Raw genomic sequence first — 26,169 nt, forward strand, 5'->3', positions numbered from 1 at the left:
GTGGAAACCATACTCGCATTTGTAATCGGACTATTGTTTGCAGCAGGGGTTTACCTGTTGCTCCGCAGAAGTATCGTAAAGCTGATTCTGGGCATTATGCTGCTCAGTCATTCCATCAACCTGTTGATTTTTACGGCCGGTGGTTTACACAAGGGCAACCCCCAGTTTAGCGACACGGTTATGGAAGCAGGCCTCAGCAATTCTACCGATCCCCTTCCCCAGGCGCTGATCTTAACGGCCATAGTGATCGGCTTTGGGATTACCGCTTTCTTTCTGGCACTCATGTACCGCTTTTATCAGGTTACAGGAACCGAAGACCTTGACGAACTAAAAGAAGGAGACACCAAATGATATTACCCGCATTACCGGTACTCTTTCCGCTGATTACCATTATTTTCCTGCTGATCAATTTCCAGCGGAGAGAATGGCAGCCTTGGATCAGCCTTACCGGATCGCTGCTGCAACTGATGCTGGCTATTTTCATCCTGATCAGGGTAAAACATGAAGGCATTCTGGTATTGCATACAGGAAACTGGCTGGCCCCTTTCGGCATTACCCTTGTCATGGATGCCTTCAGTTCCATTATGATCCTGCTCGCCGGCATCATCGCGGTAAGCATCAGCATCTATTCTTTTGAGGCCATCGACAGGCAACGGCAGTCTTTCTTCTATTTTCCGATGGTTCACGGCCTGCTGATGGGCGTGAACGGAGCTTTTGTCACCGGCGATATTTTCAATCTTTACGTCTGGTTCGAAGTTATGCTGATGGCCTCCTTTGTACTGATTACCCTTGGCGGTGAGAAAAAACAACTGAGGGGCGCCGTAAAATATGTAACGCTAAACCTGGTTTCTTCCCTGCTTTTCCTTGCCGGGATAGGGTTGCTCTATGGCAAAACAGGCACCCTCAACATGGCCGACCTTGCCCTGAAACTTTCAATCGCCGATAACAATATCCTGATCAACACCTCGGCCGTGCTGTTTTTCGTCGCCTTCTCAATAAAATCAGCTGTATTTCCGTTTTTCTTCTGGCTTCCGGCATCCTACCACACCCCGCCGGTCGCCATCACCGCCCTGTTTGCCGGATTGCTCACCAAAGTCGGGGTATATGCCATGATCCGTTTCTATACCCTGTTTTTTGTGCAGGACAAACTTTTCTGGCATCCGCTTTTCCTGTGGATCGGCGGATTCACCATGGTGGTTGGCGTACTGACAGCCGCCTCGCAGTACGATATGCGCAAAATCCTTTCATTCCATATCATCAGCCAGATCGGATACATGATTATGGGCCTGGGCATCTTTACCGTGGCCGGCGTTGCAGGCGCCATTTTTTATATGGCCCACAACATCATCGCCAAAACCAATACTTTCCTGGTAGCCGGACTGATTAACCGCGTTACCGGCAGTTACGACCTCAAATCCATAGGCGGATTATACAAAGTCAGGCCCTGGCTTGCAATTCTGTTTATTATTCCGGCATTCGGACTTGCCGGCATTCCTCCCCTTTCAGGATTTTTCGGAAAGCTGATCCTGATATCGGCAGGTTTCAGCGCCGGCGAATATGTCATTTCATTTGTGGCACTGGCCGTTGGCCTCTTCACCCTCTTTTCTATGGTAAAAATCTGGAATGAAGCCTTCTGGAAAGCCAGGCCTGAAAACAGTGACCCATTTAAAGGTGAAAACGGGAAATTGCCTGTCTCCATGGTGTTACCCGTTGCGTTTCTGGGATTGCTTACACTGACAATGGGATTTGCCGTCAGGCCAATACTGGATTTTGCAATGGATGCATCCATGCAACTGCTCAACCCCGGGCCCTACATCGAAGCTGTGCTGGGAAACAATTACCTGAGTCAATAAAAAGAGAATCTGCTATGCCGAAAATCATCGAAAATACAATTGACTTCTTCATCTTCCTGCTTTTTTACCTGAAGGAAATGGTGATAGCCAACCTTGTACTTGCCCGCGACATTCTAAGCCCTGTAATGAAAATCAGTCCGGGTATTGTGAAAGTCCCCATTGCCGCCAAAAGTGACAGTCAGGTACTAATCCTTTTTAACCTGATTACCATGACACCCGGAAGTCTGTGCATGGACATCAGCGACGACAAGAAGAACATCTATGTGCACGGCATGTATGTTAAAAACCGCAATGCATTTGAAAAAGAAATAAAAGAAGGCATTGAGAAAAAAGTACTGGAGGTATTCGAATGAATGCAATGGCAAATCAACTTCCTGATTGGGTAACCCTGACAAGCCTTGTAATTCTTGCGCTGGCTATGCTGCTGGCGCTGATCGGCCTCTTCAGGGGGCCATCCCTGCCCGACCGAATTGTGGCCCTTGATCTGATTGCCTCGCTCAGCATAGGATTTACCATAGTTTTTGCGGTGTCTTCCGGAAATTACCGGTATCTTGATATTGCTGCAATTGTAGCTCTGGTCATCTTTATCGGAACAGTGGCCTATGCCTCTTACCTTAAAAAAAAGTATTATGATTAAGGTCATTCTCATCTCGGTTTTGCTTATCGCCGGCTCACTGTTTTCCTTGCTGGCGGCCATCGGAGTACTCAGGTTTCCGGATATTTATACACGCATGCACGCAGCCACCAAGGCTCCTGCCTTTGGGATCCTTTTACTGCAAACGGCCGCCGCCATCTATTTCTCAACCTTTTACACAGTTGCCATCAGCCTGATGGTAATTGTGTTCATATTCCTTACCGCCCCGGTTGCCTCCCATGCAATAAGCAGGGTGGCGCATCTCCTCGGCACACCCAAATGGGATAAGACCGTAACCGACGAGCTTGAAAATGACCCTGATGTGTCAATTCCTGAAAAAATAAGCGGAAGCCGGGCAAAACAATCGTAAATCCGGCAAGGGGATACACAAAGTATTCGCTATATTTGTCCTGAGTCACCAATATTTCTCTAACCTCTTAAACGCTAAGCAAAGTATGAAAAAATTTCTTGCGGTTTTCACTGCCGGCCTGTTGTTCATGGCCTGCAACCAGACCAATCAATCCGAAAAAGCCAACTTAGATGTGGCCGCCATCAAAACCATTGAGCTGCATGTTACCGGCATGACCTGCGAAGGCTGCGAAAACACGGTGATGAAAGCCGTAAACGAGCTCGAAGGCGTAACCGAATCCATGGCTTCATACACCGAAGAACTGACCGTTGTGAGCTATGACACTACGCTCACCAACACTGAGGCAATAACAGCGGCTATAGAAAAGGTCGGATATACGGTAGAAGGCCCGGCGACAAAACAAGTGTTGGTGGAATAATTTCAGGCGTAAGTAAGCATAAAAAGCCAAGTAATTTTTCAGGATGCCCATATTACTCCCGGATGGTTTTCAGCACCAATCCGGGATTTTTTTGTCTAATCATTCAACATCATAATAACACATTTCTAAAACATATTACGGTCATTTGTTCATTACGGTCATTTTTGTTTAATTCTTTACTGACATTCATCATATTTATTTTATTACATCTGATTTATTTTCTTTGCTTTAATATAATGGTATTCATGTACCCTATTATTAGTTCATTAAACAATTTAGACATTTTATAAATTACAAATCCGGGATGAAAAACGAAAGTTTCTCGGTATATTTGAAGTCCATCATCCGTACCTTTTATGAAGAAAAAAAATATCATTCTCAGGATTTTCACTTTTTATTATGAAGGGTTCAAAAGCATGACCGTTGGCCGCACTTTATGGGCCATTATTCTGATTAAACTATTCGTCATGTTCGTAATCCTTAAAATATTCTTTTTCCCGAACTTCCTTAAGACGAATTTTGACAACGATGAAGACAGGAGCAATCATGTGATTGAGCAATTAACAAATCCTAAATAAATACACACAATCATGACAGAAACCTTTGACTATTCACTGATTGACTGGTCGCGCGGACAGTTTGCGCTTACAGCCATGTATCACTGGATTTTCGTCCCGCTCACGCTTGGCCTTGGGTTTATTATGGCCATCATGGAGACCATCTACGTGCGCACCGGTAATCCGGAATGGAAGCGCATCACCAAGTTCTGGATGACGATTTTCGGGATCAATTTTGCCATTGGCGTGGCTACCGGCATCATCCTCGAATTTGAGTTCGGTACAAACTGGTCGAATTACTCCTGGTTTGTCGGAGATATCTTCGGGGCCCCCTTGGCCATTGAAGGCATCATGGCATTCTTCATAGAGTCAACTTTTATAGCCGTAATGTTTTTCGGCTGGAATAAGGTGAGCAAAAAATTCCACCTGGTTTCCACCTGGCTGGTTGCTTTCGGTGCAAGCCTTTCAGCCCTTTGGATACTGGTAGCCAACGCCTGGATGCAGATGCCGGTGGGTATGAAATTCAATCCCGATACGGCAAGGAATGAAATGGCGCACTTCTGGGATGTACTGTTCTCTCCCATGGCCGTGAGCAAATTTACCCATACTATTTCTTCTTCCTACATGCTTGCCGCGCTGGTTGTGATTGGAATCAGCTCATGGTTTCTGCTCAAAAAGAGACACCTGGTCTTTGCAAAACGAAGCATCGTGGTAGCCGCCGTATTCGGATTGGTGACCTCATTGTTAACCATTCTTACCGGAGATTACAGCGCCAAGGTTGTTGCCCGTCACCAACCCATGAAATTTGCCGCGTTCGAGGGCCTTTATGTCGGTCAGCGCGGTGCGCCGCTGGTCGCGATCGGGGTGGTTTCATCAACGCCTGAAGATCCCAACAATGAAAATATCAAGGATTTCGTTTTCAAACTTGAAGTACCGAATTTCCTATCCTACATGGCGTTTCAGGATTTCAACGCCTTTATTCCCGGCGTTAAGGACCTGATGGAAGGAAACGAAGAACATGGCATCCCATCTGCTGCCGAAAAAATTGCCCGCGGCAAACTCGCCATTGATGCCCTGGCCGAATACAAGACTGCCAAAGAAGCCGGAGATGAAGTCAAGTTGACTGAGGCCAAAGAAATCCTCGATCAGAACTTTCAGTATTTCGGCTACGGTTACTTTGTGGATGACCCCTCGAGGCTGGTCCCCAACGTCCCGCTGACTTTCTACAGTTTCCACCTGATGGTCGCCCTTGGCATGTGGTTCCTGGTGTTTTTTGCCATCGTACTCCTGCTTGTATACAAGGGAAAAATTTCCAGGTCGAAGTTCTGGCTGACCATAGGCATTGTCAATATCCCCCTGGCCTATATCGCCTCGCAGTCGGGATGGGTTACCGCCGAAATGGGACGTCAGCCATGGGTAATTCAGGACCTGATGCCCACCATGACCGCCGTATCAAGGCTCGACACCAACGCGGTGATAACTACCTTTGTCCTGTTTGCGGTAATCTTTACCACCCTGCTCATTGCCGAGCTCAGGATTATGTTTAAACAAATCAAGTTAGGACCCAAACAAGAAGGAGGACATTAAGATGTTTGAAACTTTTGAATTACTGACACTTCAGCAATACTGGTGGATCATCATTTCACTGCTGGCCAGCCTGCTTGTTTTCCTTATGTTTGTGCAGGGCGGTCAGACCCTTATTTACACCCTGGGCAAAACCGATACCGAACGTTCGATGATCGTAAATACATTGGGCCGTAAATGGGAGCTCACCTTTACCACCCTGGTAACTTTCGGCGGCGCATTCTTTGCCTCCTTTCCCCTCTTCTATTCTACCAGTTTCGGCGGTGCCTACTGGGTGTGGATGGCCATTCTTTTCGCGTTTATCATTCAGGCCATTTCTTATGAATACAGAAGCAAACCCAATAATTTCCTTGGCAAACGCACTTTTGAGACATTTCTCTTCATCAACGGGGCGCTGGGAACTATCCTGATAGGCACGGCGGTCGGCACATTCTTCAACGGAGCCATGTTCTCGGTTGATAAGCTCAACCTGACCAATATCTACGATTCTGCAATTTCCCGTTGGGAAACGCCTTTCCATGGCCTGGAAGCGGTACTCAACTTCCACAATGTCGCACTCGGCCTCTCGGTATTTTTCCTGGCAAGGGTACTGGGCATCCTTTACATCGTCAACAGTGTCAGCGATGAAAACATTCACGGGCGCGCCAGAAAACAGATGTTATACAATGCCTTACCTTTTCTGGTATTTTTCCTCTATTTCGTGATACACCTGCTGCTGAAACAGGGCTTTGCCGTAAACCCGGACACAGGAGAAGTCTTTATGGAAAAATTCAAATATTTCCATAATCTGATTCAGATGCCGGTAGTACTGGTATTGTTCCTGGCCGGGGTCGTGGGCGTACTGGCTGGCATTGGCAGGTTTCTTTTCTGCAGGAGCAACAGGGGCATCTGGTTTACCGGAGCCGGCACCGTACTCGCTGTTTTCGCCTTATTCCTGATTGCCGGGCTAAACAATACAGCTTTCTACCCATCTTTGCATAATCTGCAGCATTCGCTGACCATCCGCAACAGCTCATCGAGCCATTACACGCTTACCGCGATGAGTTATGTTTCTTTGTTCGTTCCGGTTGTAATCACCTATATCTTTTTCGCCTGGAAATCAATCAACAACAAACCGATTGAGAAAGCCGAACTGGATGAGGAAGGCACCCATATTTATTAAAATGTTAAACCTAATAACGCAAAAAAATGTATCTCGATAAAATCCTCTGGTTTCTGGCCTGGCCGGCTATGATCATAGCATCCTATTACCTGAGCCTCTGGGCACTTAAAATTCTTGATAAACAAATCAAGAACGACCCCCTCGGCGAAGACACCATGCCCTGACGCCGGCCCTGCAACTTAAAGTCATTTCTTTTAAATGTGCGAAGTAAGGAAGTTCCGTTCAGGGACTTCCTTTTTTTTATCCCCGTAAACCATAGAAAGCCCTATGGGACTATGTATGGATAAATTCGGAATTAAATATGAATGCGAACTGCGTATGTAAACTGCAAATGATTATTTTTGTGGACCATACTACAATAAATCAAACAAATCCATCCATGAAAAAAACGATCTGGGCAGGAGTGATGCTGACCGCTTTACTTACGGGACTCATACTCAGCACACCTGCTTCGGCGCAAAATGCCGTTAACGACACTGCAAATTACCCCTACTGGGTTGAGATGATGCAGGATCCTTCTGCCAACTTTTTTGAAACGCAAAAAGCATTCAACACATACTGGGAAGGCCGGGAAATTACCAAGGGAAGTGGCTACAAACCTTTCAAGCGCTGGGAATACATGATGCAGCCAAGGGTGTCGGCCGATGGTACCCGCCCCGCCGCCGACCGCGACATCAGGGCATACAATGAATACATCAGCAGAAACAGCAGCCGCACAACAGCCGGCAACTGGACCCCGCTGGGACCATTCACCGTGCCTTCGGGATACAACGGTTACCGTGGCCTTGGCCGTGTCAACGCTATTGCCTTCCATCCCACAGATGCCAACACCATTTACATCGGCGCTCCCTCAGGAGGATTCTGGCAAACCCATGACGGTGGCCAGACATGGGAAAGCTATACCGACATACTGCCTACCCTTGGAGTATCGGCCATAGCAGTTGATTATGCCAACCCTGACGTTATTTATATGGGCACCGGCGACCGCGATGCCGGCGACGCCCCCGGACTCGGAGTCTGGAAAAGCCTGGATGGCGGTTACACCTGGGACCTGTCATCCAACGGCATGGGCAATGCCACCGTTGGCAGGTTGCTGATCCATCCTGTTTTCAATAACATCATACTTGCCGCAACCAGCAACGGATTCTACAAATCCGTTGACGCCGGTGCAAGCTGGGTAAAAAAGGCCAACGGCAACTTCAAGGAAGTGGTTTTTAAGCCAGGCAATCCCGATATCGTTTATGCTGCAGTAGGAGGAACTTTTTACCGTTCGACCGACAACGGCGAAACATTCACGGTAATCAGCAATGGCCTGACCGGCGGCAGCCGCGGGGTCATCGGCGTATCACCTGCCGACCCGGAAATCGTTTATTTTCTTGTTACCAACAGCGATTCCTATAAAGGCATTTACCGCTCAAACGACAGCGGACTATCATTCACCCTGCGTTCAACCACGCCCAACATCATGGCCTGGGACTGCAACGGAGGCAGCGGCGGACAGGCCTGGTATGATCTCGATATTTCGGTTGACCCGGAAAATCCCGACATCATCCACGCCGGTGGGGTCAATATCTTCAAATCAACCAACGGGGGAACCAACTGGTTTATCACCGCCCACTGGTATGGCGGATGCGGCGTTCAGTCGGTTCATGCCGACCTTCATGTACTTGAATATAATCCGCTGAACAACCGCCTTTATGCCGGGAACGACGGCGGGGTTTACTGGACAGCCAACGGAGGACAATCGTGGACCGAAATTTCAAACGGTCTGGTGATCAGTCAGGCATACAAGATCGGACAGAGCGCGACCAACAAAAACTTCGTAATCAACGGCTATCAGGATAACGGCACCTCGACCTACACAGGCACCGAGTGGATTGCCGTAGGCGGCGGAGACGGTATGGAATGCGCCTTCGACCCCACCGACGACCGTTACAGCTATTCAACGGTCTATTATGGTTCGATCAACCGTATCTTCAACCATAACTCCCAGGGACAGATTGCCGGGCAGGGTTCCAATGGCATCACCGAAAGCGGCGCCTGGGTAACCCCCTTCCTGATTGATCATTTCGATGGCAATGTGATGTTTATAGGCTACAAGAATGTGTGGAGAAGCACCAACATCAAGGCGGGCAATACCAACAGCGTAAGCTGGGCAAAAATTTCCAATATCAACACCAGCAACCTGAGTGTACTCAGCCAGTCGAGGGTAAATACCAACATCATGTATGCTGCCAGCGGAAACCTGCTTTATCGCAGCGACAATGTGAAAGAGAGCGCGGTTACCTGGAACACCCTGACCCCTAACCTTCCCTCAGCGGAAACCATTACCGCCATTGAAACCAGCCCGGTTGATGAAAACACGGTCTACATTGTTCAGCAGAACAGCATCTTCAAATCAACAGACAAGGGATACAACTGGACCGAAATCACCGGCACCCTGCCCGATGTGCAGATGAATACACTGGTTTATTACCGCAACAGCCCCGAAGGACTTTACCTGGGTACAGATATAGGGATATTTTACAAAGACGGAACCATGACCGACTGGATCATGTTCTCCGATGGTTTCCCGGCTGCCGGCAAGGTAACTGAACTTGAGATCTATTATGATCCCGCAGGCCCCAACGGAGATGTGATCCGTGCCGGAACTTACGGAAGGGGATTATGGGAGTCTCCCGTAAATTATTCCGCCCCCATGGCCGATTTCAGCGCTTCTGAAACGGTAGTGCCGGCAGGCTGCGCCGTGAATTTCAACGATCTCTCACTCGGCATCCCCTTTGAATGGTACTGGTCGTTCCCCGGAGCAAATACCCCTTCCTCAACGGTAAAGAACCCGACAGGGATTACCTGGGCCACCGAAGGAACCTACTCGGTAAGCCTTACCGTTGCCAACCCTGCCGGTACAAGCACCGAACTGAAAACCGGATTTATCACGGTCAGCAACAGCATTCTGCCCGCGACCGACTTCTCGGCCGATACAAGGGTTTTCTGCTCAAACGACAATGCCATTGTACAGTTTACCGATAACACTGCTTACTGCCCCGAATCCTGGCAATGGAGTTTTGAACCGGCAGATGTAACCTTTGTCAACGGAACAACCGAAAATTCACAGCATCCCCAGGTATCGTTCAACAGCCCGGGCAATTACACAGTTACACTCGAAGCTGCCAATGTCAACGGAGCAACATCTGTTACCAGAGAGCAGTATATTCAGGTGGGCGGTGTCGCCATTCCCTTTGGCGAGGACTGGGAAAGCAATTCGTTGCAGACCAATGGATGGCAGGCAGAAAACCCCGACAACAAAACCACCTGGAGCCTTACACAGGCACAGGGAAGTTCCTCACCGGGCAATGCCATCATGATGAATTTCTTTGATTACGCTTCCGCCCCCGGCCCCCGCGACAGACTGATCTCCCCGCCGCTCAACCTGGAGGGGTTCACCGCTGCGTTCCTTGGCTTTGAACATGCATATGTCCGCAGGTATTCACAGATTACCGATTCGCTGGTAATTTACCTATCCTCCGATTGTGGGCTCAACTGGCAAAGGGTATTTGCCATCGGCGAAGACGGAAGTAATAATTTCAGCACCCATGCGGTGGTGGATACCGGACTGTTTGTTCCGGCACTTCCCGGTGACTGGTGCGGCAACCCGGGCAATCCTTCCTGCTTCCTGATCGACATCAGCCAGTGGGCAGGCCTTAACGACGTGCGCATTGCCTTCGAATCGGTGCACCGCCGCGGCAACAGTCTTTACCTTGACAACATCTACGTGACCGACCTCGTTGGAAGCGACATACGGATCAATCCTGTTTCAGGAATCAGTGTCTTCCCGAATCCCGGAAAGAACGTTTTCAATATCCTGTCCGAAACTATGCTTACAGGAACGGAACTCAGCTTATACAATGTCTATGGCAAAAAGATGCTTACCCGCAATGTTGGTAACGGTCAGCAGTTTACCCTGCAAACCGGCGAACTGCCGGCCGGTATCTACCTGCTGAGCATTACTTCGCGCGAAAAACGCCAGCAACTGAAACTGATCATTGAATAGTAAAAGTTTTAAGCAGAAAGAGCCGCAGCCATCCTGCGGCTTTTTTTTATCCCTTTCAATTCAGGCAGGAACTGAACAACACATAACAAGATAATGGAAGAACAGGTCAGACAAAAGTCCATCAACCGGCTTCTTTACTATCTTTGTGAGTCCGATAAAGAAACCTGACATGCACCTGTTTTACCTGCCCGGAAAGAACCTCGGCGAAGTTTACCGTAACGGCGAAGTGCTGCAAGAGTTGCCTGCCGATGAAGCTGGCCACCTCAGGGTAATGCGGCTCAAAACCGGTGAACGGCTCAGGCTTACCGACGGACTCGGCAACTTTGCTGAGGCCATCCTCGAAGATCCGGGACCCAAAAAATTCACGGTCAGGATAACCGGGATAACCCCGGAAGACCCGCGCAGTTTCCGGCTGATCATGGCGGTTGCCCCGACGAAAAACATCGCCCGCTTCGAATGGTTTATCGAGAAGGCAACCGAGTTCGGGGTGGACGAGATTATCCCGGTATGGTGCGAACATTCCGAGCGCACAAAGCTGAGGACCGACCGGCTGCAGAAAGTAGCCGTCGCAGCCATGAAACAGTCGCTCAAGGCTACCCTGCCTTTAATCCATGAACCCGTGTCATTGCAGCAGTTGTTCAAACGCCCCGAAGCCGCTGATCACCGCTTTATCGCATGGATCGACGATCAGGTAACCCTGCACCTGAAAGACAGTTGTCAGCCACGGAAAGACACCCTGGTCCTGATCGGCCCGGAAGGCGATTTCAGCAAACAGGAAGTACAACAGGCCGTTCAGGCTGACTTCAGACCGGTGAGCCTGGGCAAAGCCCGCCTCAGGACAGAAACCGCCGCCCTGACCGCCTGTTTTATTGTTAACCTGATCAATACTTAATTTACCAACACAAAACTGATGCGAAAAGTAAAACTAAAAATACTGCTGCTGGCCCTGCCCCTGCTGCTGATGGCAGGATCTGCCCCCGCTCCTGTACAGATCGCCCTGCTGAAATACCGCGGCGGCGGCGACTGGTACGCCAACCCCACAGCGCTGCCTAACCTGATAGAATTCTGCAATAAAAATCTCAGAACCAATATTGACCCTGACTATGCCACAGTGGATGCCGGCAGCCCCGACATCTTTAACTATCCGTTCGTACATATGACCGGCCACGGCAACGTCCTTTTCGACGGGCAGGAAGCGGCTAACCTGCGCAATTACCTGATAGCGGGAGGATTTCTGCATATCGACGATAACTATGGCATGGATCCTTACATCAGGCCACAGATGAAAAAAGTATTTCCCGAACTCGATTTCATTGAACTTCCCTTTTCGCACCCCATCTACAATCAGCGGTTTCCTTTTCCAAACGGGCTTCCCAAAATTCATGAACACGACAACAAGCCACCGCAGGGCTTCGGACTGATATGGGAAGGAAGACTGGTATGCTTCTACTCTTACGAAACCGACCTGGGCGATGGTTGGGAAGACCCTGCCGTACACAACGATTCGGAAGAGACACGGCTGAAAGCGCTGAGGATGGGGGCCAACCTGATTCAATATGCATTTACAAAATAAAAAAATCACGCTGCAATCTATCTCTTACAAGACAAAATACCTGTTCACCTCAGATATTTTCTCAGGACTTCCAAATAAAAAGAGCATGTCATCGGTTCTGATCGTAGTAGAGGGGGTAATTTCAGTAATATAACGCTTATCCCTGCGAATAGCGAGCACTGTGATATTAAACTTTGACTTGAGCCCGCTCTCAATCAATGTTTTGCCCACGATTCGATTATTATCCTGCTGTACCGGAAGTACTGCAATCACCATGTCCGGTATGTGCGATTGTATCTGCGCCTGACCTTCCATACCAATTCCTTTACTACTCAGCACTTCATAATTATGAGCCCTGATCTGCCCGGTAAAATGCTGGATTTTGTCCCATGGTATCAGGTAACGGTTCAACACCCGGGTAAATATCTGAATTGATGTTTCAAACTCTTCAGGAATCACTTCATCGGCACCAAGCCTTAGTGTTTCCTCAATTTCCGTAACATATCGGGTACGCACAATCACATGGGCTGTTTCGGTAAGCCTGCGTATCATGCTGATGATCTTACGCGTGGCATGAGGGTCAGAAATGGCGATCACCACTACCCTGGCTTCATGGGTATTTACATGCTGCAGAATCATTTCATCAGCAGCGTCACCAAATACAATCGGCTCCCCTTCGGCCTTTGCCTGATGGAAAATTTCCGGATCAAGTTCGATTACAGCGTAGGATATCCCTGCTTTGGCAGCAGCCCTGGCTACATTGTGGCCGTTGATCCCGAACCCGACCAAAAGCAGATGATCGTGCCATGTTGTTGAAGAAGAATCTTCCGGCAGTTTCCTGCGGTTACGGACCTGCATCAAACGATCGCGCACCCGGGCCGGTAAACCCGCCCTGATCAGCCAGTCGCTTATTGCAGGGGCATAAGCAATCATAAAGGGGGTCATCCCCATAGTTAGTATGGATATCGCCAGAAAATTCTGGTAAACATCCTGCTCAAGCAAATTATGGCGCAAACCAATGGTTGACAGCAAAAAGGCAAACTCCCCAACCTGAAAAAGTGTAAAACCGGAGATCAGCGCGGTTCGTAGCGGATAACGCATCAGCATCACCGTTACTATGATTATCAATAGCTTAAGTACGATCACCGCCAGGGTAAATAAAAGCAGAACCGGAAGATTTCCGACAAAATATTGCAGGTCAGTGAGCATCCCCACCGATACAAAGAAAAAGCTGATGAAGATTTCCCGGAAAGGGAGGATGCTTGCCGTTGCCTGATGACTGTACTCTGACTCGGATATGATCAACCCGGCAAAAAATGCTCCCAGCGCCAACGACAATCCAACCGAAGAAGTAAGCCAGGCTGTGGCAAAGCAAATGACCACCATGGTTAAAATAAAAAGTTCGCGACTCCTGGCCTTCACTACCCGGTCGAGCAACAATGGTACAACATACCGGGCCAGAATATACAGCAAGCCAACCACCATCAGAAACTTGCCCGACATCAGCAACAACGACATCAGTAAATTGCCGCTATTGCCGGCAAGCAGTGGGGTGACCAGTATCATAGGGACAACGATCAGATCCTGAAATATCAGAATAGCAAGCGCAATTTTTCCGTTGGGCGTATTCATCTGCCCCCGCTCCTGCAATAGTTTCAATACGATAGCTGTGCTGCTCAGCGAAATCAGGAAACCCATAAAAACCGCCTTTGGCAACGACAGTCCAAGAAGATAAGCAAATGCGGTTGTCAGTATTAGCGTTCCTCCCACCTGCATCAAGCCACCCAATAACACCGTATGCCTGATCTTTATCAGCCCCCTGATGGAGAACTCAATCCCGATGATAAACAATAAAAATATAATCCCGATCTCCGACAATATCTCTACTTCATGGGCTGCCCCGATCAGGCTGAGTCCATTAGGGCCGGCGATCATCCCTGTAATCAGAAAGCCGAGAATGGATGGCAGCTTCATCCGCTGAAAAATCAGTATAATCAGCACAGATAAGCCCAGAATAATTACGACTTCTTTTAAAAGGGGAAGTTCCATAAAGGAAAACAGTTTTTGGCAGAACCCGGCAATGCTCTTTCAAATATAGAATATTTTGCCTTACAGACCGGAAAAAACCGGATGCCGGCCGAAAACGGATTCCGCATACTATTCCGGCATTTTTAATTTGCTATATTTGCCGCATACATCTTTGCCATAGACTAAAACAAGATATTTCTGACAGATGCTGAGTGATCTCTTAAACAATTAATCAATCTTAACTTTATGAAAAAACTGAAATTTGCCGGCCTGTTGCTGGCCGCTATGACCATGATTGTTGCATGTTCAAAAGATAATGATGATGAAAACAAAGAAGAACCCGCCAGTCTTTCGGTAGAGTACAACGGCGTAACCTGGGAATCCACAACCGTTACGGCTGTTTACACTTCAGCGAATGGCAGCACCTCCATCAGCGCTTCAAGAAATTCGCCTTCCGACCAGGTGGCGGTTTCATTCAGCATAACCACAGGCACTGAGGAAATTACGGAACCAGGCGAAGGGGCCATGTTCAGCATTTCCACACCCGGGCTGGGCACCTACACCACCTTGTTTGTCAATGGCGTGGTGGGCGAACTGACGATTACCAAATACGACATGGAGAAAAAACTGGTTTCGGGTACATTCCACTGCAGGGCTAAAAACTTCGACTACGATGTTGTGGAATTTACCAACGGACAGTTTACCAATGTTCCTGTAACAATCTATTAAAATTATTCCGGGACACTCAAAATCCTCCCGGGCATTATAACCAGCAGCAATCAGAAATCATACGGTCCGCCGGCCCTGAAAAGTGCCGGCGGGCTCTTTTTTAAAACGGGCAGGCAAAGAAATAATGGGTTGGGTAACATCGCATAAAACTATCGGACCGTAACTTTGCCCGGATCCTGACACGCTTATTCCGCGCGATTTTAATCCCGCTTGTGAATTGCTTTTGAATTGCATCTTTGAGAGGAACATTACTGCAAGTTGATTCCCGGTTTTCATCACCAACATACTTCAAGCCAGACGCTTGCGCAAAGCGCGTCTAAAGCTGCAGGACCGGAGCCTCAAAGTATGGTCGTTTCAATCCACGCGCCCGGACGGAACACGATGCGGCTGCCACGGATCAGCCCGCTGTTGAACTGCGCTTTCGTTCCGGCACCTTCGCCATATAAGGTAAAGCGGAAACTGCCGAAGTCGCAAAGGTTAACAATGCGGCCTTTCCCCAGCTCCGCGACCATCTCCTGTATCAGCGCATCCGGCACAGCCAGGATATCGGAAGAGGTGACCGTGCACCTGGCCGCCATATTTTTGCTGAGTTGTTTCAGATGAATGCTGCCTGAGGCTTTGGCCTGGGCATAGTACTTGCGCGGCACCGCTGAATCCATCGGATTGGGCCGCGCTACCAATACATAATTAACCGGCATAACTAAAGATTAAGATGATAATTGACAATCAATAAATGATTGAACCGAAAACAGCAGACCTGCTGCAAACTATCATATGAATATCCTTCTGCATTCCCTGAACACCGTTTCCACCCCTGTTATTTCCGGCACCGGGCTGAAATGTTCAGGTTTTCCGGAGCCTGCCGGTTACGAATAAGAGCACGGGAATAAATGTCAGTGCAATAAAAACCGGCAGAAACCATCCGCCCAGTCCCGCTGAATTCCCTTTTGCCTGCTGAATGGTCCGGAAGGCCAGATAACCGAAGGCCGCAGCCATGATCAGCTTCGTTGAGACCAGCAGAAGTATAATGCCGCCATATTTCCGCCCCGCCTCCAAAGGGCTCAGGGTTTCTTTAAGGCTCAGCATACGGGGCAGGAAGCTGACGAGGCTGACCACGATAAATATTACCGTGGAAATCACCGGCAGCATAAGTATGGCTGACTTTGCACCGTATGCGTCGGCCTGCCCGGCCGCGTCGAAATGCGTGGGGATAATGTAGGGCAGATGCTCGTAGCTGATCAGTACAAACAGCCAGGTGGCGGCAAGCACAACCCACCCGGCAGATTCAAGGACAACTCCGTAGCGGGGAGGCCGGTAAGGCTTCAGGGGATTGCGGATCTTCTTGTTTTTTCTTGTTAACATAACTGTGTGATATCAGGCCCGATCGAAGGTAGTAAGCAGTCCGCTTTTATACCATCAGAATAGAGGCACAGGCTTTTATCCCTGCCTGCTTCTTATTAAATTATTATTACCGGAAGGATCTCTTTTCAATGAATCTGAACAAGTTGTGTTTAGAATTATAAGCTAAATTCCCATATGCTGATCATTCAATTCATCCGGTATTATCAATCTGCTCCGGGCATTCAAATAATACTCCCGGGTTCTAAAGATTTATATGTTAAAATTATGAAAAAAATCAGCACAAAAGCAACGGATATATAAAAATCTGCCTCAAAAGCAATTTATTAATATTTTTCTGACATTCCCGTTACTTGTATAAGTTCATCAGCCAACCGCGCACAATGGTTTATGATATTTTCATGTCCGGTTATTGTCAGCTACTTTAATTACAGCTTCTGAGACAGATTTTGATGCTTCAATGAACCTTGCCGGTAAATTTAAAAAACATACCCGAGCGACAGGCCGAATCCAACATTCTTTGTATTGTTATCGGGCTTTTGGCCGTTGAATGAGGGCTCAATGTTGGCGATGCCCAATGAGGCTTTCAGGATGACCTGCAGTCCTGCTGGCAGTTCATATCCGGCCATCACTTTGGCGCCCATATCAAAAGGCTTGTAATACTTGGCCAGTTCATCGTCATCAGGCACTTTGCGCATGATTTCCCCGGCTTTTTTTCCATCTGTTTAACGATAAAGGCCCCGGCCACTCCACCGACGGTGGCGCCGATAACCGCACCGGCGCTGGTATTGCCTGCCGTTTTTCCTATGATGACTCCCAGGGCGGCTCCGGTGGCGGCTCCGACTGCAGCACCACGCTGCGTGCGGGTGGTTTTAGAACCCGCTATCACCATCGATAATGCAACTAAAATCATCAAAAATCGCTTCATACTAATTGATTTAAGGTTTGAATCAAAAAGTACGATTCCCTCAACTCCTTCAAAGTAACACAGAACTAAATAATTCTCCGGTGCACCTTAGCAAGAAGAAGGCCGGAAAGTATCCTGAATGTCGAATTGAATTTGCCCGCAGCTCTGAAATGCAGCTTTAAGATGATAATGCCGAAAAAAATTCATTAATGATAAAACTTATATCGCTTTATTACAGCTCATTAATAAAAACAAAATGATAAAATACAGGGAAACAGATCAGCGGGATATAAATGATGAAATAAGCCGGGAATGAATGGCCGGATGTTGTCAGCGTATGGCAGCTTGTCTGAAATTTTCCACAGCCTGAGGAGTCCGGTGGTAAAAAAAAGAGGCTGTCTCCCGACAGCCCCATAAGATTAAAGCGCAAACTATAGAGTTAGGCTAATTTAACCTTTACGGCATTTAAGCCTTTCTTTCCTTCCTGAAGTTCAAACGTTACTGAATCACCTTCATTGATACGGTCGATGAGGCCGGTAGCATGAACGAAGTACTCTTTTCCTGACTCGTCGTCAAGAATAAATCCGTAACCTTTTGATTCGTTGAAGAATTTTACTTTTCCTGTTTTCATGATATTGGTAAAAATTAAAAAATAAGCGCAAATATAATCTAATTCTCAATTACCAAACAAATACAGTAAAAAATTTTCACATTTTTCACCGGCAGATGGTTTTTACACTTTGATTACAATCCGTCCGTCTCAGTAATACACAATATTTCAACATGTTACAGGTAATTCCTGATTTCTGCAACACGCGTAATAAACACCGGAAATCTATTTCAATTCTCCGAGCCGGGCTTTGAGCAGTTGAATTTTTGCTTCAGCATCGGCCTGCTTACGCTTTTCATTATCAACAATTTCAGGTTTTGCATTGCTGACGAAGCGTTCGTTGCCCAGTTTTTTCATCACTGAATCAAGAAATCCCTGCATATAATCCAGTTCTTTTTGCAATTTTTCACGCTCCTCAGCCAGGTCCACGCCTTCGCCAAGGGGAATGTAATATTCAGTGGATTTTACAAGAAAACCTGCGGCAGCCGATGGTTTATCATCCACATATCTTAAGGCGCTCACATTCCCCAGCTTGGCCACCACCCCGTCATAAGCGGATGCAGGGTTCTCCCCTTTAATAAGCAGTTCAATACTGTCCTTAAAGGCAATGTTTTTCTCCTTGCGCATGTTTCTGATACCGATCACGACCTGTTCTGCATGTTCGAAGGCCGACAGCAACGCTGAATCATAAGTTCCGGAGACCGGTATTGTACTTACCATAATGCTTTCGCCTGGTTTACGCTCTTCGAGCAGTTGCCATATTTCCTCGGTAATAAAAGGCATAAAGGGGTGCAGCACCTGCATCAGCCTGCCGAAAAATGCTGTGGTTGCCGACATGGTAGCCGGGTCGATGGGTTGCTGATAGCCGGGCTTCACCATCTCGAGGTACCATGCGCAAAAGTCGTCCCACACCAGTTTATACACTGCCATCAGGGCTTCCGACAGCCTGTATTTACTGAAGTTCTCCTCAATCTGCGCCAGGGCATCGTTAAACCGCGACTCAAACCACTGCACAGCCACCGTGGCATAGGCGGGCTGGGGTAACTCCGGGTCGATGGTCCATCCTTTGACCAGCCGGAGTGCATTCCATATTTTATTGCTGAAGTTGCGTCCCTGCTCGCAGAGGCTTTCATCAAACGGAAGGTCGTTCCCTGCCGGGGATGTGAGCAGCATTCCCACCCTTACTCCGTCGGCGCCGAACCGTGAAATCAGCTCCAGCGGATCGGGCGAATTGCCGAGTGACTTCGACATCTTACGGCCAAGCTTATCTCTTACAATCCCAGTCAGGTAAACATTTTTAAACGGGATATCATGCTGATATTCAAGCCCTGCCATGATCATCCGGGCAACCCAGAAGAACAGGATCTCCGGCGCGGTTACCAGATCGTTGGTCGGGTAATAGTATTTTATATCGGGATTACCCGGATTACGGATGCCGTCGAATACAGAGATGGGCCACAGCCAGGAGGAAAACCAGGTATCCAGCACATCCTCGTCCTGCCTGAGGTCCTGAGGGAGCAATGCGGAATTTCCGGTGAGAATACGGGCTTTTTCGAGCGCCTCCTCAATCGATTTCGCAACGATAACCTCTCCTGTTTTAAGATAATAGGCGGGAATCCGCTGTCCCCACCAAAGCTGACGGCTGATGCACCAGTCGCGTACATTCTCCATCCAGTGGCGGTAGGTATTTTTGAATTTCTCGGGATGAAACTTCACCGTGTCGTTCATCACCACATCCAGGGCCGGTTTGGCCATTTCATCCATTTTCATGAACCACTGCACCGAAAGCTTGGGTTCAATCACCTCGTCGGTACGCTCCGAGAAACCAACGTTATTCACATAGTCCTCAATTTTAAGGATATGGCCGTGATTCAGCAGGTCTTCAACAATCCGTTCGCGCACGGCAAAACGGTCCTGTCCGACGTATAGCAGGGCTTTCTCGTTCAGCGTTCCGTTGTTGTTGAAAATATCGATGGACTCCAGATTGTGTTTCAGCCCGATATTGTAGTCGTTGATATCGTGGGCAGGCGTGATTTTAAGGCATCCGGTACCAAACTCGCGATCCACATATTCATCGGCGATCATAGGAACCGACCGTTTGACCAGGGGCACCAGTACGCGTTTCCCGGCAAGGTGTTTAAACCGCTCGTCTTCAGGATGGTAACATACCGCCGTATCGCCCAGAATGGTCTCGGGACGGGTGGTGGCGATGGTAACCCATTCGTCGGCGCTGTCTTCAACCTTATAACGGACGTAATAAAGTTTTGATTTAACTTCTTTGTAAATCACCTCCTCATCGCTGAGGGCGGTCAGGGCTTTGGGGTCCCAGTTCACCATACGCACCCCGCGGTAGATAAGTCCCTTGTTGTACAGGTCAATAAACACATCGATCACCGACTCGTACATGGATTCGTCCATGGTAAACTTTGTGCGTTCCCAGTCGCAGGAAGCGCCGAGTTTCTTCAGCTGTTCCAGGATGATACCACCGTGTTTTTCCTTCCATTCCCAGGCATGTGCCAGAAACTCTTCACGGGTAAGCGACGATTTTTCGATGCCTTCTTCTTTAAGTTTGGCCACCACCTTGGCTTCCGTCGCGATGGAAGCATGATCCGTTCCCGGCAGCCACAGGGCGTTTTTCCCCTGCATCCGGGCACGCCGCACCAGCACATCCTGAATGGTATTGTTGAGCATGTGGCCCATGTGAAGCACTCCGGTAACGTTGGGCGGAGGGATCACTATGGTATATGGTTCGCGCTCGTCCGGAACCGAATGAAAGAATTTATTGTCGAGCCAGTATTGGTACCATTTGTTCTCAATGCCCGAAGGGTCGTATTTGGCGGGAATTTCCATGTGTAATGAAAGCTGATTTCTTAGAAGGTGCAAAAGTAGTAAAAAAAACGGAGCCGGAAGCCGGATTGAAATTCACGCTGAGAGTAAGATTTTGAGACTGCCGGAGTAGAGGTTGAGGTTGTGTTTCGGCTTGGCTCGGCTGGTTTCGGCTTGGCTCGGCTGGTCTCGGCTGGTCTCGGCTCCGCTCGACCACCGTCGCTCGACCACCGTCGCTCGATCACCGTCCCTCGACCACCGTCGCTCAGCAACCAGGGTTGGGGCTGAGGTTGAGGTTGTGCTTCGGCTGGTCTCGTTCCGATAGTCCCGATGGCGATCGGGATCGGAATCGCTTGACCACCGTCGTTCAGCAACCAGGGTTGAGGCTGAGGTTGTGTTTCGGCTTGGTTCGGCTGGTCTCGGCTGGTCTCGGCTACGCTCGACCACCATCGCTCGACCACCGTCGCTCACCAACCGTCGCTCAGCAACCAGGGTTGAGGTTAGAATTATAAAATAACTGGTTTACCTGAAATTATGTCCGGCATCTGAGACCTCCTGATCCTGTCAATACTGTCAACCAATTAAATCCTGTCAATCCTGTTAATCCTGCCAAACTATTAAATCCTGTAAATCCTGTGAATCCTGTCTTTATGAAAAACAACCATCAGCACGGTCAATCATATCAATCCGAATTCAAAAATCAAAAATCCGAAATATCAAAACTCCTTACTTTTGCAAAAACTCAAACCAATGAAAGTCTCCGGTTTCACCTTTATCCGCAATGCCGTTAAATTCGATTATCCTGTGGTGGAAGCCATCACCTCCATACTTCCGATCTGCGATGAATTCGTGGTGGCAGTCGGCAATTCCGAGGACGGCACCCGTGACCTGATCCTGGGCATAGGTTCCCCCAAGATCCGGATCATCGATACCGTTTGGGACGACAGTCTGCGTGAAGGCGGACGCGTGCTGGCTTTGGAAACCGATAAGGCCTTTGACGCCCTGAACAGCGACAGCGACTGGGCATTTTACATACAGGGCGATGAGGTGTTGCACGAGCAATACCTGGAGCCTGTCAGAGAAGCGATGCTGCGTTGGAAGGATGATCCACGGGTGGAAGGACTGCTGCTGAATTACACCCATTTTTACGGCTCCTACGACTACATCGGCGACAGCCGGCGCTGGTACCGGCGCGAGGTGAGGGTAATCCGCAACGATAAGTCAATCCGCTCCTACCGCGACGCCCAGGGCTTCCGCAAAGACGGCCGTCCGCTGAACGTGAAACCCGTTGAAGCAACCATGTATCACTATGGCTGGGTAAAACCACCCGAGCTGCAGCAGGCCAAGCAGGAATACTTCCATAAACTCTGGCACAACGATGAGTGGGTGGAGAAGAAAATCCCGAAAGCTGACAGTTTCGACTATTCCGGCATCGACTCCCTGGCCCTTTTCAAAGGAACCCATCCGGCTGTAATGCAGAACCGCATCAACCGGCTTAACTGGCTGTTCAGTTTCGATCCCACCCAAAAACGCCTGCCCTTTAAATCAAGATTGCTGCATTTCATCGAAAGCCTTACTGGATGGAGGATTGGAGAGTACCGGAATTACCGGGTAATAAAATAAATGTGAGAATGTGAGAATGTGAAGAAGTGATAATTTATGCATATGAAAATTTAAGAATAACTTGAATTAGGAAATTAGCAATACGGAAATCATTGAGAGATAAGCCTTTTCATACCGCACTAATATATTCGGCAAAGCGGAGCGTCTGAAGAAAAGTAAAGCATCCGGACCAAGGCCGGATATTTTCCCGGATAATTTCATGGCATTTTACTCATAAAGAACTGACGATTTTATAAATAATAGCTATTTTTGGGAAAATCATCTGCAATAGTTAAACAATTTTACATGAAGCGATTGCTGATACTGGGCCTTTGCATTATTTCCCTCAGTGTTTCGGCCCAGCGCGAAGCCGATAACTGGATTTTCGGCTGGAGTTCCTGGATCAGTTTTTCCTCGGGCTCACCGGCATACGTTCCCGCTCCCAACGGACTCTTTTCATTCTATGGTTCAACGTCCTTATCCGATAGTGCCGGAAATTTATTGTTTTATTCTGACGGGATAGAACTTTTTAACAGAAACTATGATTTAATGTTGAACAGCGACGGGTTGATGGCTGCAGCTTTTGCGACCAACCCGTGCATTGCATTTCCCAAACCGGGCGATCCGGGCAAATTCTATTTTTTCACGGTTGGCGGAAGATCAGGCACTACCAACAGGGCAGGCTCGGAATACTCGGTCATCGACATGGCCCTTGACGGGGGTCTGGGCGGAATCATTGAAGGCCAGAAAAACATACCCCTGATTGCCGCCGACAGCACCTACGAAACCATTCAGGGAGTAAAACACGGAAGCCGGGATGCCTACTGGGTCATCCTGCGCAACCACCGCAGCCCCAATAAGTTTCTCAGCTATCTGGTGGATCAGTCAGGAGTAAACCAGACTCCGGTAGTTTCAAACTGCATCCTCAACTTTCCGGCCGAAGGAAATCAGTCGGAATACATGAAAATTTCGGCTGACGGCAAGTATCTTGTGTTTGCTGACCGCAACGGCACCGCAGGGCATCAGGGAATGACCGAAATATACCGTTTCAACAATGTTACCGGACAACTTACACCGGTGCTGCTATTCAACAGGGGGTCACAGTCGGTACAGGGCATTGAGTTCTCGGCAAATTCCGACTATCTTTACATGAGTGAAGGAATCTACCGGCCGTCGGTTGCTTTGCATGAAAGATGGATCGCGCAGTATGAAATGAGTAAAGCAGCTGACCTTACCCAGTTCATGGATGCAAAAGTTGTAATGGTCAGAGACTCATCTGTTTTTGGCTACGGAAACCTGCTTTTAGCAAATAACGGTAAAATATATTTTGCCCAGTCCGAAGATAACGGAACCAGTATCAACGGATATCTTTCAGCCATCAACAATCCTTCGGCAAAAGGCGAAGCATGCAATATTGAATTAATGGTCGTTGAAACCTTCAATCCCTGGGAGGGACTCCCGACTTTTATCAGTTCATTTATGGCCGAATTCGAGTGGGCGGGAAGCTGTGAAGGTGATACCATTAAGTTTGATTCAAGATTTTCACCGGCACCCGTTTCCTGGCTCTGGAATTTCGGCGATCCGGCAAGCGGCGCAGCCAACACAAGTACGGACGCCGACCCCTGGCACATCTACACAACGCCCGGCGAATACGAGGTGTCGGTTACCGTTGTTTTTCCTAACGGCACGCAGCATACTTCCACCAGAAGCGTTCATATTTTCGGTTTGCCTGTTTTTTCGCTGGGCGATACCATAAAAATCTGTGCAGGCGGAAACACGGTACTGACCCCCGGACCCGGATATGCTTCTTATCTGTGGAGCAATGGCTCCTTCAGTCCGCAGATAACCGTGAACACTCCCGGCGAATACTGGGTTGAAGTTCGTAACGAAGGTGATTGCGCGTTTACCGATACTGTTCAGGTGGTGCATCACCCTTCAGCCGTCCTTATTACAGACAATCTTGTTGTAAGCCCGACCACCTGCGGCGGACAGACGGGGGCCATAACCGGACTCGGCATTAACGGGCAGGCACCGTTTACTTATAACTGGACGGAAATAATTTCCGGCAACCCTGCAGGCCAAACACCCAACCTTTATAATCTGGGGGTGGGTGTTTATCAGCTGACTTTCACCGATGGAAATGGATGCAACATGCCTGCAACCAATTTCGAAATCAGGGATGTCGGAAACCTCCTGATTGACACGGTTACAAATACAAACGCCCTGTGTAATGAGGCCAATGCGGAAATATTTGTCATTGCCGTATCCGGGCTGGGTTCAAGAATTCAATACTTCATCAGGCGTGAAAACGATACCCTGACGCAATGGCACAACGGCCTGTTTACCGGCCTTGCCCCGGGGATTTATTATGCCTGGGCCTCCGATTCAACCGGATGTACCAGCGTTTACGGGCAACCGGTAATGGTCACAAGCCCTGACGGGCCGGAGATCACAGACCATCTGATGCTGCCTGCAACGGCCGGACAGTCGGATGGTACAATTATCCTTACAGCGCAGTCCGCGGCAGGCGACACCATTTACTATACCGTAAACGGCATCACGCAGATCAACGATGGCTACTTCGACGACCTCCCCGCCGGGGATTATCTTTGCGAAGTAACCGATGAAAACGGATGCAGTACCTACATTTCCATCACCATCACCACCCTTGAAATTGTTTATCTCAATGCCATCGTCGGTGACGGGTCGGCCTGTTCGGGCAACCCGGCGTTTTCCCCGCTGTATGTCAGCAATTTCAACGGGGTCAGATCGTTTAAGGTTACGCTTGACTACAATCCTGCCATCATGGAATGTCTTGGATATACGGATGTCCACGGTCAGCTTCAGGCCGGCATGCAGCCTTACCTGATCCCTGAAGCCGGAAAAATTATAATTGAATGGTCAGGTTCCGGCGTCGTGTCGCTCCCTGACAATGCGAAAATACTGGATCTGGTTTTCGAAGCCGGTCCGGAAGGGGCCTCAGAACTGAGATGGGATGCCGCACCGGGTGTAAACCTGTTCCTCGATAACAATGGTCTTTCGATTCCGGTTGATTACACGAATGGAAACATGGTCGTGACATCAGCACCCGGCCTTGCTGAATCTTATGTAACTGCAATCTGCGAAGGCAGCAGTTTTACCTATACTCTTGAAATCTCTGGTGGCACCGGTGAAATGACCTATCAATGGAAAGCACCTTCCGGGGAAACCTCTGCGCAGGCCGGACTTACTGTGACCAATGCAACGATTGACAATGCCGGCACATACGCACTGATAGTTACCGACGCCCTTGGCTGCAGCGATTCCACCCTGCTCACCCTGCAGGTTATGCCGAATCCACGCGACTGGTTTTTGCAGGATACCATTCTGTTTGAAAACGAATACCTGCTTGCCGGCCCTGCGGGTTATGCCTCTTACCTGTGGAGTACCGGCGACACCCTGCCCGAAATCACCGTAAACACCGAAGGCCTTTACACCCTTCAGCTCACCACTCACGACCTATGCGCGGGTGCTGATTCCACTTATCTTAAAATGCCGGAAGCCGAATCACCTTTTCTTGTCCCCAACGCCTTCACCCCCAACAACGACGGACTTAACGACACCTTCCGCCCGGTAGTTGATTACGAAAGGGTGCGGCAGTTCAGCATGGTAATCTACAATCGTTGGGGGCAACTGATCTTCGAAACCACCAACCCGGCAGAGGGATGGAATGGGAAGGATGCACCGGCCGGAGTGTATAGCTGGGTGATCAGTTATTCGGATATGGCGGGGAAGGTGGTGAAGATGAGGGGGAGTGTGGCGTTGGTGAAGTAAAACCTTGCCCTACCCTCTCCTCAAGTTAATGCCATTTGGCATTGCAAAGAAATAGCGCGGTGCGATATTATTGTAACAATAGCATACATTTTATCCCCTTTTTTGTATTATATT

At 48.7% G+C, this 26,169-nt stretch carries 23 protein-coding genes; 16 read left to right on the plus strand and 7 right to left on the minus strand.

Going from position 1 to position 26,169, the window contains the following annotated elements; genetic code table 11:
• From TBC1_RS04780 to TBC1_RS04835, 13 genes are all read left to right on the plus strand, one after another.
• Window positions 1-351, plus strand: a complete 351-nt coding sequence (locus TBC1_RS04780) for a Na(+)/H(+) antiporter subunit C (RefSeq protein WP_062039243.1) — start codon at window positions 1-3, stop codon at window positions 349-351.
• Complete coding sequence (locus TBC1_RS04785) at window positions 348-1,853, plus strand: Na+/H+ antiporter subunit D (RefSeq protein WP_062039246.1); 1,506 nt, start codon at window positions 348-350, stop codon at window positions 1,851-1,853. The genes TBC1_RS04780 and TBC1_RS04785 overlap by 4 nt, the downstream gene beginning before the upstream one ends.
• 14 nt (window positions 1,854-1,867) lie before the next feature.
• Window positions 1,868-2,206, plus strand: a complete 339-nt coding sequence (locus TBC1_RS04790; RefSeq protein ID WP_062039249.1) for a Na+/H+ antiporter subunit E — start codon at window positions 1,868-1,870, stop codon at window positions 2,204-2,206.
• A gap of 5 nt (window positions 2,207-2,211) precedes the next feature.
• Window positions 2,212-2,490: a monovalent cation/H+ antiporter complex subunit F gene (locus TBC1_RS04795; protein ID WP_062042783.1), complete on the plus strand. Its 279-nt coding sequence runs from the start codon at window positions 2,212-2,214 to the stop codon at window positions 2,488-2,490.
• Window positions 2,483-2,857, plus strand: coding sequence for a monovalent cation/H(+) antiporter subunit G (gene mnhG, locus TBC1_RS04800; protein ID WP_062039252.1), 375 nt, complete (start codon window positions 2,483-2,485; stop codon window positions 2,855-2,857). The genes TBC1_RS04795 and mnhG overlap by 8 nt, the downstream gene beginning before the upstream one ends.
• A gap of 85 nt (window positions 2,858-2,942) precedes the next feature.
• Window positions 2,943-3,275 (plus strand): cation transporter, encoded by a 333-nt coding sequence (locus tag TBC1_RS04805; RefSeq protein ID WP_082189483.1) that lies wholly within the window; start codon window positions 2,943-2,945, stop codon window positions 3,273-3,275.
• Between the two features lie 356 nt (window positions 3,276-3,631).
• Window positions 3,632-3,853 (plus strand): DUF4492 domain-containing protein, encoded by a 222-nt coding sequence (locus TBC1_RS04810; protein ID WP_062039255.1) that lies wholly within the window; start codon window positions 3,632-3,634, stop codon window positions 3,851-3,853.
• A gap of 12 nt (window positions 3,854-3,865) precedes the next feature.
• Window positions 3,866-5,419 (plus strand): cytochrome ubiquinol oxidase subunit I, encoded by a 1,554-nt coding sequence (locus tag TBC1_RS04815; RefSeq protein ID WP_062039258.1) that lies wholly within the window; start codon window positions 3,866-3,868, stop codon window positions 5,417-5,419.
• Window position 5,420: 1 nt separating this feature from the next.
• Window positions 5,421-6,578 carry a cytochrome d ubiquinol oxidase subunit II gene (locus tag TBC1_RS04820; RefSeq protein WP_062039261.1) on the plus strand — a complete coding sequence of 386 codons (1,158 nt, stop codon included), beginning with the start codon at window positions 5,421-5,423 and terminating at the stop codon, window positions 6,576-6,578.
• Window positions 6,579-6,604: 26 nt separating this feature from the next.
• Window positions 6,605-6,742 carry a hypothetical protein gene (locus tag TBC1_RS17930; protein ID WP_154669510.1) on the plus strand — a complete coding sequence of 46 codons (138 nt, stop codon included), beginning with the start codon at window positions 6,605-6,607 and terminating at the stop codon, window positions 6,740-6,742.
• A gap of 215 nt (window positions 6,743-6,957) precedes the next feature.
• Window positions 6,958-10,629 carry a PKD domain-containing protein gene (locus TBC1_RS04825; protein ID WP_172668828.1) on the plus strand — a complete coding sequence of 1,224 codons (3,672 nt, stop codon included), beginning with the start codon at window positions 6,958-6,960 and terminating at the stop codon, window positions 10,627-10,629.
• Window positions 10,630-10,798: 169 nt separating this feature from the next.
• Entirely contained in the window at window positions 10,799-11,521 is a 723-nt protein-coding gene (locus TBC1_RS04830) for an RsmE family RNA methyltransferase (protein WP_062039268.1), read from the plus strand.
• An 18-nt stretch (window positions 11,522-11,539) separates the two neighbouring features.
• On the plus strand, window positions 11,540-12,202 hold the full coding sequence (locus TBC1_RS04835) for a DUF4159 domain-containing protein (RefSeq protein WP_062039271.1): 663 nt from the start codon (window positions 11,540-11,542) through the stop codon (window positions 12,200-12,202).
• 24 nt (window positions 12,203-12,226) lie between these two features.
• Here TBC1_RS04835 and TBC1_RS04840 read toward each other — a convergent pair whose 3' ends face one another.
• Window positions 12,227-14,230: a cation:proton antiporter gene (locus TBC1_RS04840; RefSeq protein WP_062039275.1), complete on the minus strand. Its 2,004-nt coding sequence runs from the start codon at window positions 14,228-14,230 to the stop codon at window positions 12,227-12,229.
• A gap of 225 nt (window positions 14,231-14,455) precedes the next feature.
• On the opposite strand from TBC1_RS04840, the gene TBC1_RS04845 reads away from it, so the two are divergent.
• Window positions 14,456-14,938, plus strand: coding sequence for a DUF6252 family protein (locus TBC1_RS04845; RefSeq protein ID WP_062039278.1), 483 nt, complete (start codon window positions 14,456-14,458; stop codon window positions 14,936-14,938).
• Between the two features lie 338 nt (window positions 14,939-15,276).
• Here TBC1_RS04845 and TBC1_RS04855 read toward each other — a convergent pair whose 3' ends face one another.
• The 6 genes from TBC1_RS04855 to TBC1_RS04880 all read right to left on the minus strand — a co-directional run bounded on the left by TBC1_RS04855 (window position 15,277) and on the right by TBC1_RS04880 (window position 20,664).
• Window positions 15,277-15,636 (minus strand): HU family DNA-binding protein, encoded by a 360-nt coding sequence (locus tag TBC1_RS04855; protein ID WP_062039283.1) that lies wholly within the window; start codon window positions 15,634-15,636, stop codon window positions 15,277-15,279.
• 145 nt (window positions 15,637-15,781) lie between these two features.
• Window positions 15,782-16,300 carry a DUF1648 domain-containing protein gene (locus TBC1_RS04860; RefSeq protein ID WP_062039285.1) on the minus strand — a complete coding sequence of 173 codons (519 nt, stop codon included), beginning with the start codon at window positions 16,298-16,300 and terminating at the stop codon, window positions 15,782-15,784.
• Window positions 16,301-16,776: 476 nt separating this feature from the next.
• On the minus strand, window positions 16,777-16,941 hold the full coding sequence (locus TBC1_RS17765) for a hypothetical protein (protein WP_172668829.1): 165 nt from the start codon (window positions 16,939-16,941) through the stop codon (window positions 16,777-16,779).
• Window positions 16,926-17,225: a glycine zipper domain-containing protein gene (locus TBC1_RS04865; protein ID WP_082189485.1), complete on the minus strand. Its 300-nt coding sequence runs from the start codon at window positions 17,223-17,225 to the stop codon at window positions 16,926-16,928. The genes TBC1_RS17765 and TBC1_RS04865 overlap by 16 nt, the downstream gene beginning before the upstream one ends.
• 418 nt (window positions 17,226-17,643) lie before the next feature.
• The gene (locus tag TBC1_RS04875; protein WP_062039294.1) at window positions 17,644-17,835 is read right to left on the minus strand and encodes a cold-shock protein; all 192 of its coding nucleotides are present in this window, start codon (window positions 17,833-17,835) and stop codon (window positions 17,644-17,646) included.
• A 204-nt stretch (window positions 17,836-18,039) separates the two neighbouring features.
• A complete protein-coding gene (locus TBC1_RS04880; RefSeq protein ID WP_062039297.1) occupies window positions 18,040-20,664 on the minus strand; it encodes a valine--tRNA ligase in 2,625 nt (874 codons plus the stop codon).
• 726 nt (window positions 20,665-21,390) lie between these two features.
• On the opposite strand from TBC1_RS04880, the gene TBC1_RS04885 reads away from it, so the two are divergent.
• On the plus strand, window positions 21,391-22,263 hold the full coding sequence (locus tag TBC1_RS04885; RefSeq protein ID WP_062039300.1) for a glycosyltransferase family protein: 873 nt from the start codon (window positions 21,391-21,393) through the stop codon (window positions 22,261-22,263).
• A gap of 285 nt (window positions 22,264-22,548) precedes the next feature.
• On the plus strand, window positions 22,549-26,055 hold the full coding sequence (locus tag TBC1_RS04890) for a T9SS type B sorting domain-containing protein (protein WP_062039303.1): 3,507 nt from the start codon (window positions 22,549-22,551) through the stop codon (window positions 26,053-26,055).
• The last annotated feature ends 114 nt before the right edge of the window (window positions 26,056-26,169 follow it).

The sequence above is a fragment of the Lentimicrobium saccharophilum genome, from assembly GCF_001192835.1.
GTDB classification, from domain to species: Bacteria; Bacteroidota; Bacteroidia; order Bacteroidales; family Lentimicrobiaceae; genus Lentimicrobium; species Lentimicrobium saccharophilum.

What these genes read in the sequence shown, in the direction of transcription:
- TBC1_RS04785 (WP_062039246.1), top strand. Translation starts at nt 348, where the DNA reads ATGATATTACCCGCATTACCGGTACTCTTTCCGCTGATTACCATTATT.
- TBC1_RS04790 (WP_062039249.1), top strand. Translation starts at nt 1,868, where the DNA reads ATGCCGAAAATCATCGAAAATACAATTGACTTCTTCATCTTCCTGCTT.
- TBC1_RS04795 (WP_062042783.1), top strand. Translation starts at nt 2,212, where the DNA reads ATGGCAAATCAACTTCCTGATTGGGTAACCCTGACAAGCCTTGTAATT.
- mnhG (WP_062039252.1), top strand. Translation starts at nt 2,483, where the DNA reads ATGATTAAGGTCATTCTCATCTCGGTTTTGCTTATCGCCGGCTCACTG.
- TBC1_RS04805 (WP_082189483.1), top strand. Translation starts at nt 2,943, where the DNA reads ATGAAAAAATTTCTTGCGGTTTTCACTGCCGGCCTGTTGTTCATGGCC.
- TBC1_RS04810 (WP_062039255.1), top strand. Translation starts at nt 3,632, where the DNA reads ATGAAGAAAAAAAATATCATTCTCAGGATTTTCACTTTTTATTATGAA.
- TBC1_RS04815 (WP_062039258.1), top strand. Translation starts at nt 3,866, where the DNA reads ATGACAGAAACCTTTGACTATTCACTGATTGACTGGTCGCGCGGACAG.
- TBC1_RS04820 (WP_062039261.1), top strand. Translation starts at nt 5,421, where the DNA reads ATGTTTGAAACTTTTGAATTACTGACACTTCAGCAATACTGGTGGATC.
- TBC1_RS17930 (WP_154669510.1), top strand. Translation starts at nt 6,605, where the DNA reads ATGTATCTCGATAAAATCCTCTGGTTTCTGGCCTGGCCGGCTATGATC.
- TBC1_RS04825 (WP_172668828.1), top strand. Translation starts at nt 6,958, where the DNA reads ATGAAAAAAACGATCTGGGCAGGAGTGATGCTGACCGCTTTACTTACG.
- TBC1_RS04830 (WP_062039268.1), top strand. Translation starts at nt 10,799, where the DNA reads ATGCACCTGTTTTACCTGCCCGGAAAGAACCTCGGCGAAGTTTACCGT.
- TBC1_RS04835 (WP_062039271.1), top strand. Translation starts at nt 11,540, where the DNA reads ATGCGAAAAGTAAAACTAAAAATACTGCTGCTGGCCCTGCCCCTGCTG.
- TBC1_RS04840 (WP_062039275.1), bottom strand. Translation starts at nt 14,230, where the DNA reads ATGGAACTTCCCCTTTTAAAAGAAGTCGTAATTATTCTGGGCTTATCT.
- TBC1_RS04845 (WP_062039278.1), top strand. Translation starts at nt 14,456, where the DNA reads ATGAAAAAACTGAAATTTGCCGGCCTGTTGCTGGCCGCTATGACCATG.
- TBC1_RS04855 (WP_062039283.1), bottom strand. Translation starts at nt 15,636, where the DNA reads ATGCCGGTTAATTATGTATTGGTAGCGCGGCCCAATCCGATGGATTCA.
- TBC1_RS04860 (WP_062039285.1), bottom strand. Translation starts at nt 16,300, where the DNA reads ATGTTAACAAGAAAAAACAAGAAGATCCGCAATCCCCTGAAGCCTTAC.
- TBC1_RS17765 (WP_172668829.1), bottom strand. Translation starts at nt 16,941, where the DNA reads ATGGGCGCCAAAGTGATGGCCGGATATGAACTGCCAGCAGGACTGCAG.
- TBC1_RS04865 (WP_082189485.1), bottom strand. Translation starts at nt 17,225, where the DNA reads ATGAAGCGATTTTTGATGATTTTAGTTGCATTATCGATGGTGATAGCG.
- TBC1_RS04875 (WP_062039294.1), bottom strand. Translation starts at nt 17,835, where the DNA reads ATGAAAACAGGAAAAGTAAAATTCTTCAACGAATCAAAAGGTTACGGA.
- TBC1_RS04880 (WP_062039297.1), bottom strand. Translation starts at nt 20,664, where the DNA reads ATGGAAATTCCCGCCAAATACGACCCTTCGGGCATTGAGAACAAATGG.
- TBC1_RS04885 (WP_062039300.1), top strand. Translation starts at nt 21,391, where the DNA reads ATGAAAGTCTCCGGTTTCACCTTTATCCGCAATGCCGTTAAATTCGAT.
- TBC1_RS04890 (WP_062039303.1), top strand. Translation starts at nt 22,549, where the DNA reads ATGAAGCGATTGCTGATACTGGGCCTTTGCATTATTTCCCTCAGTGTT.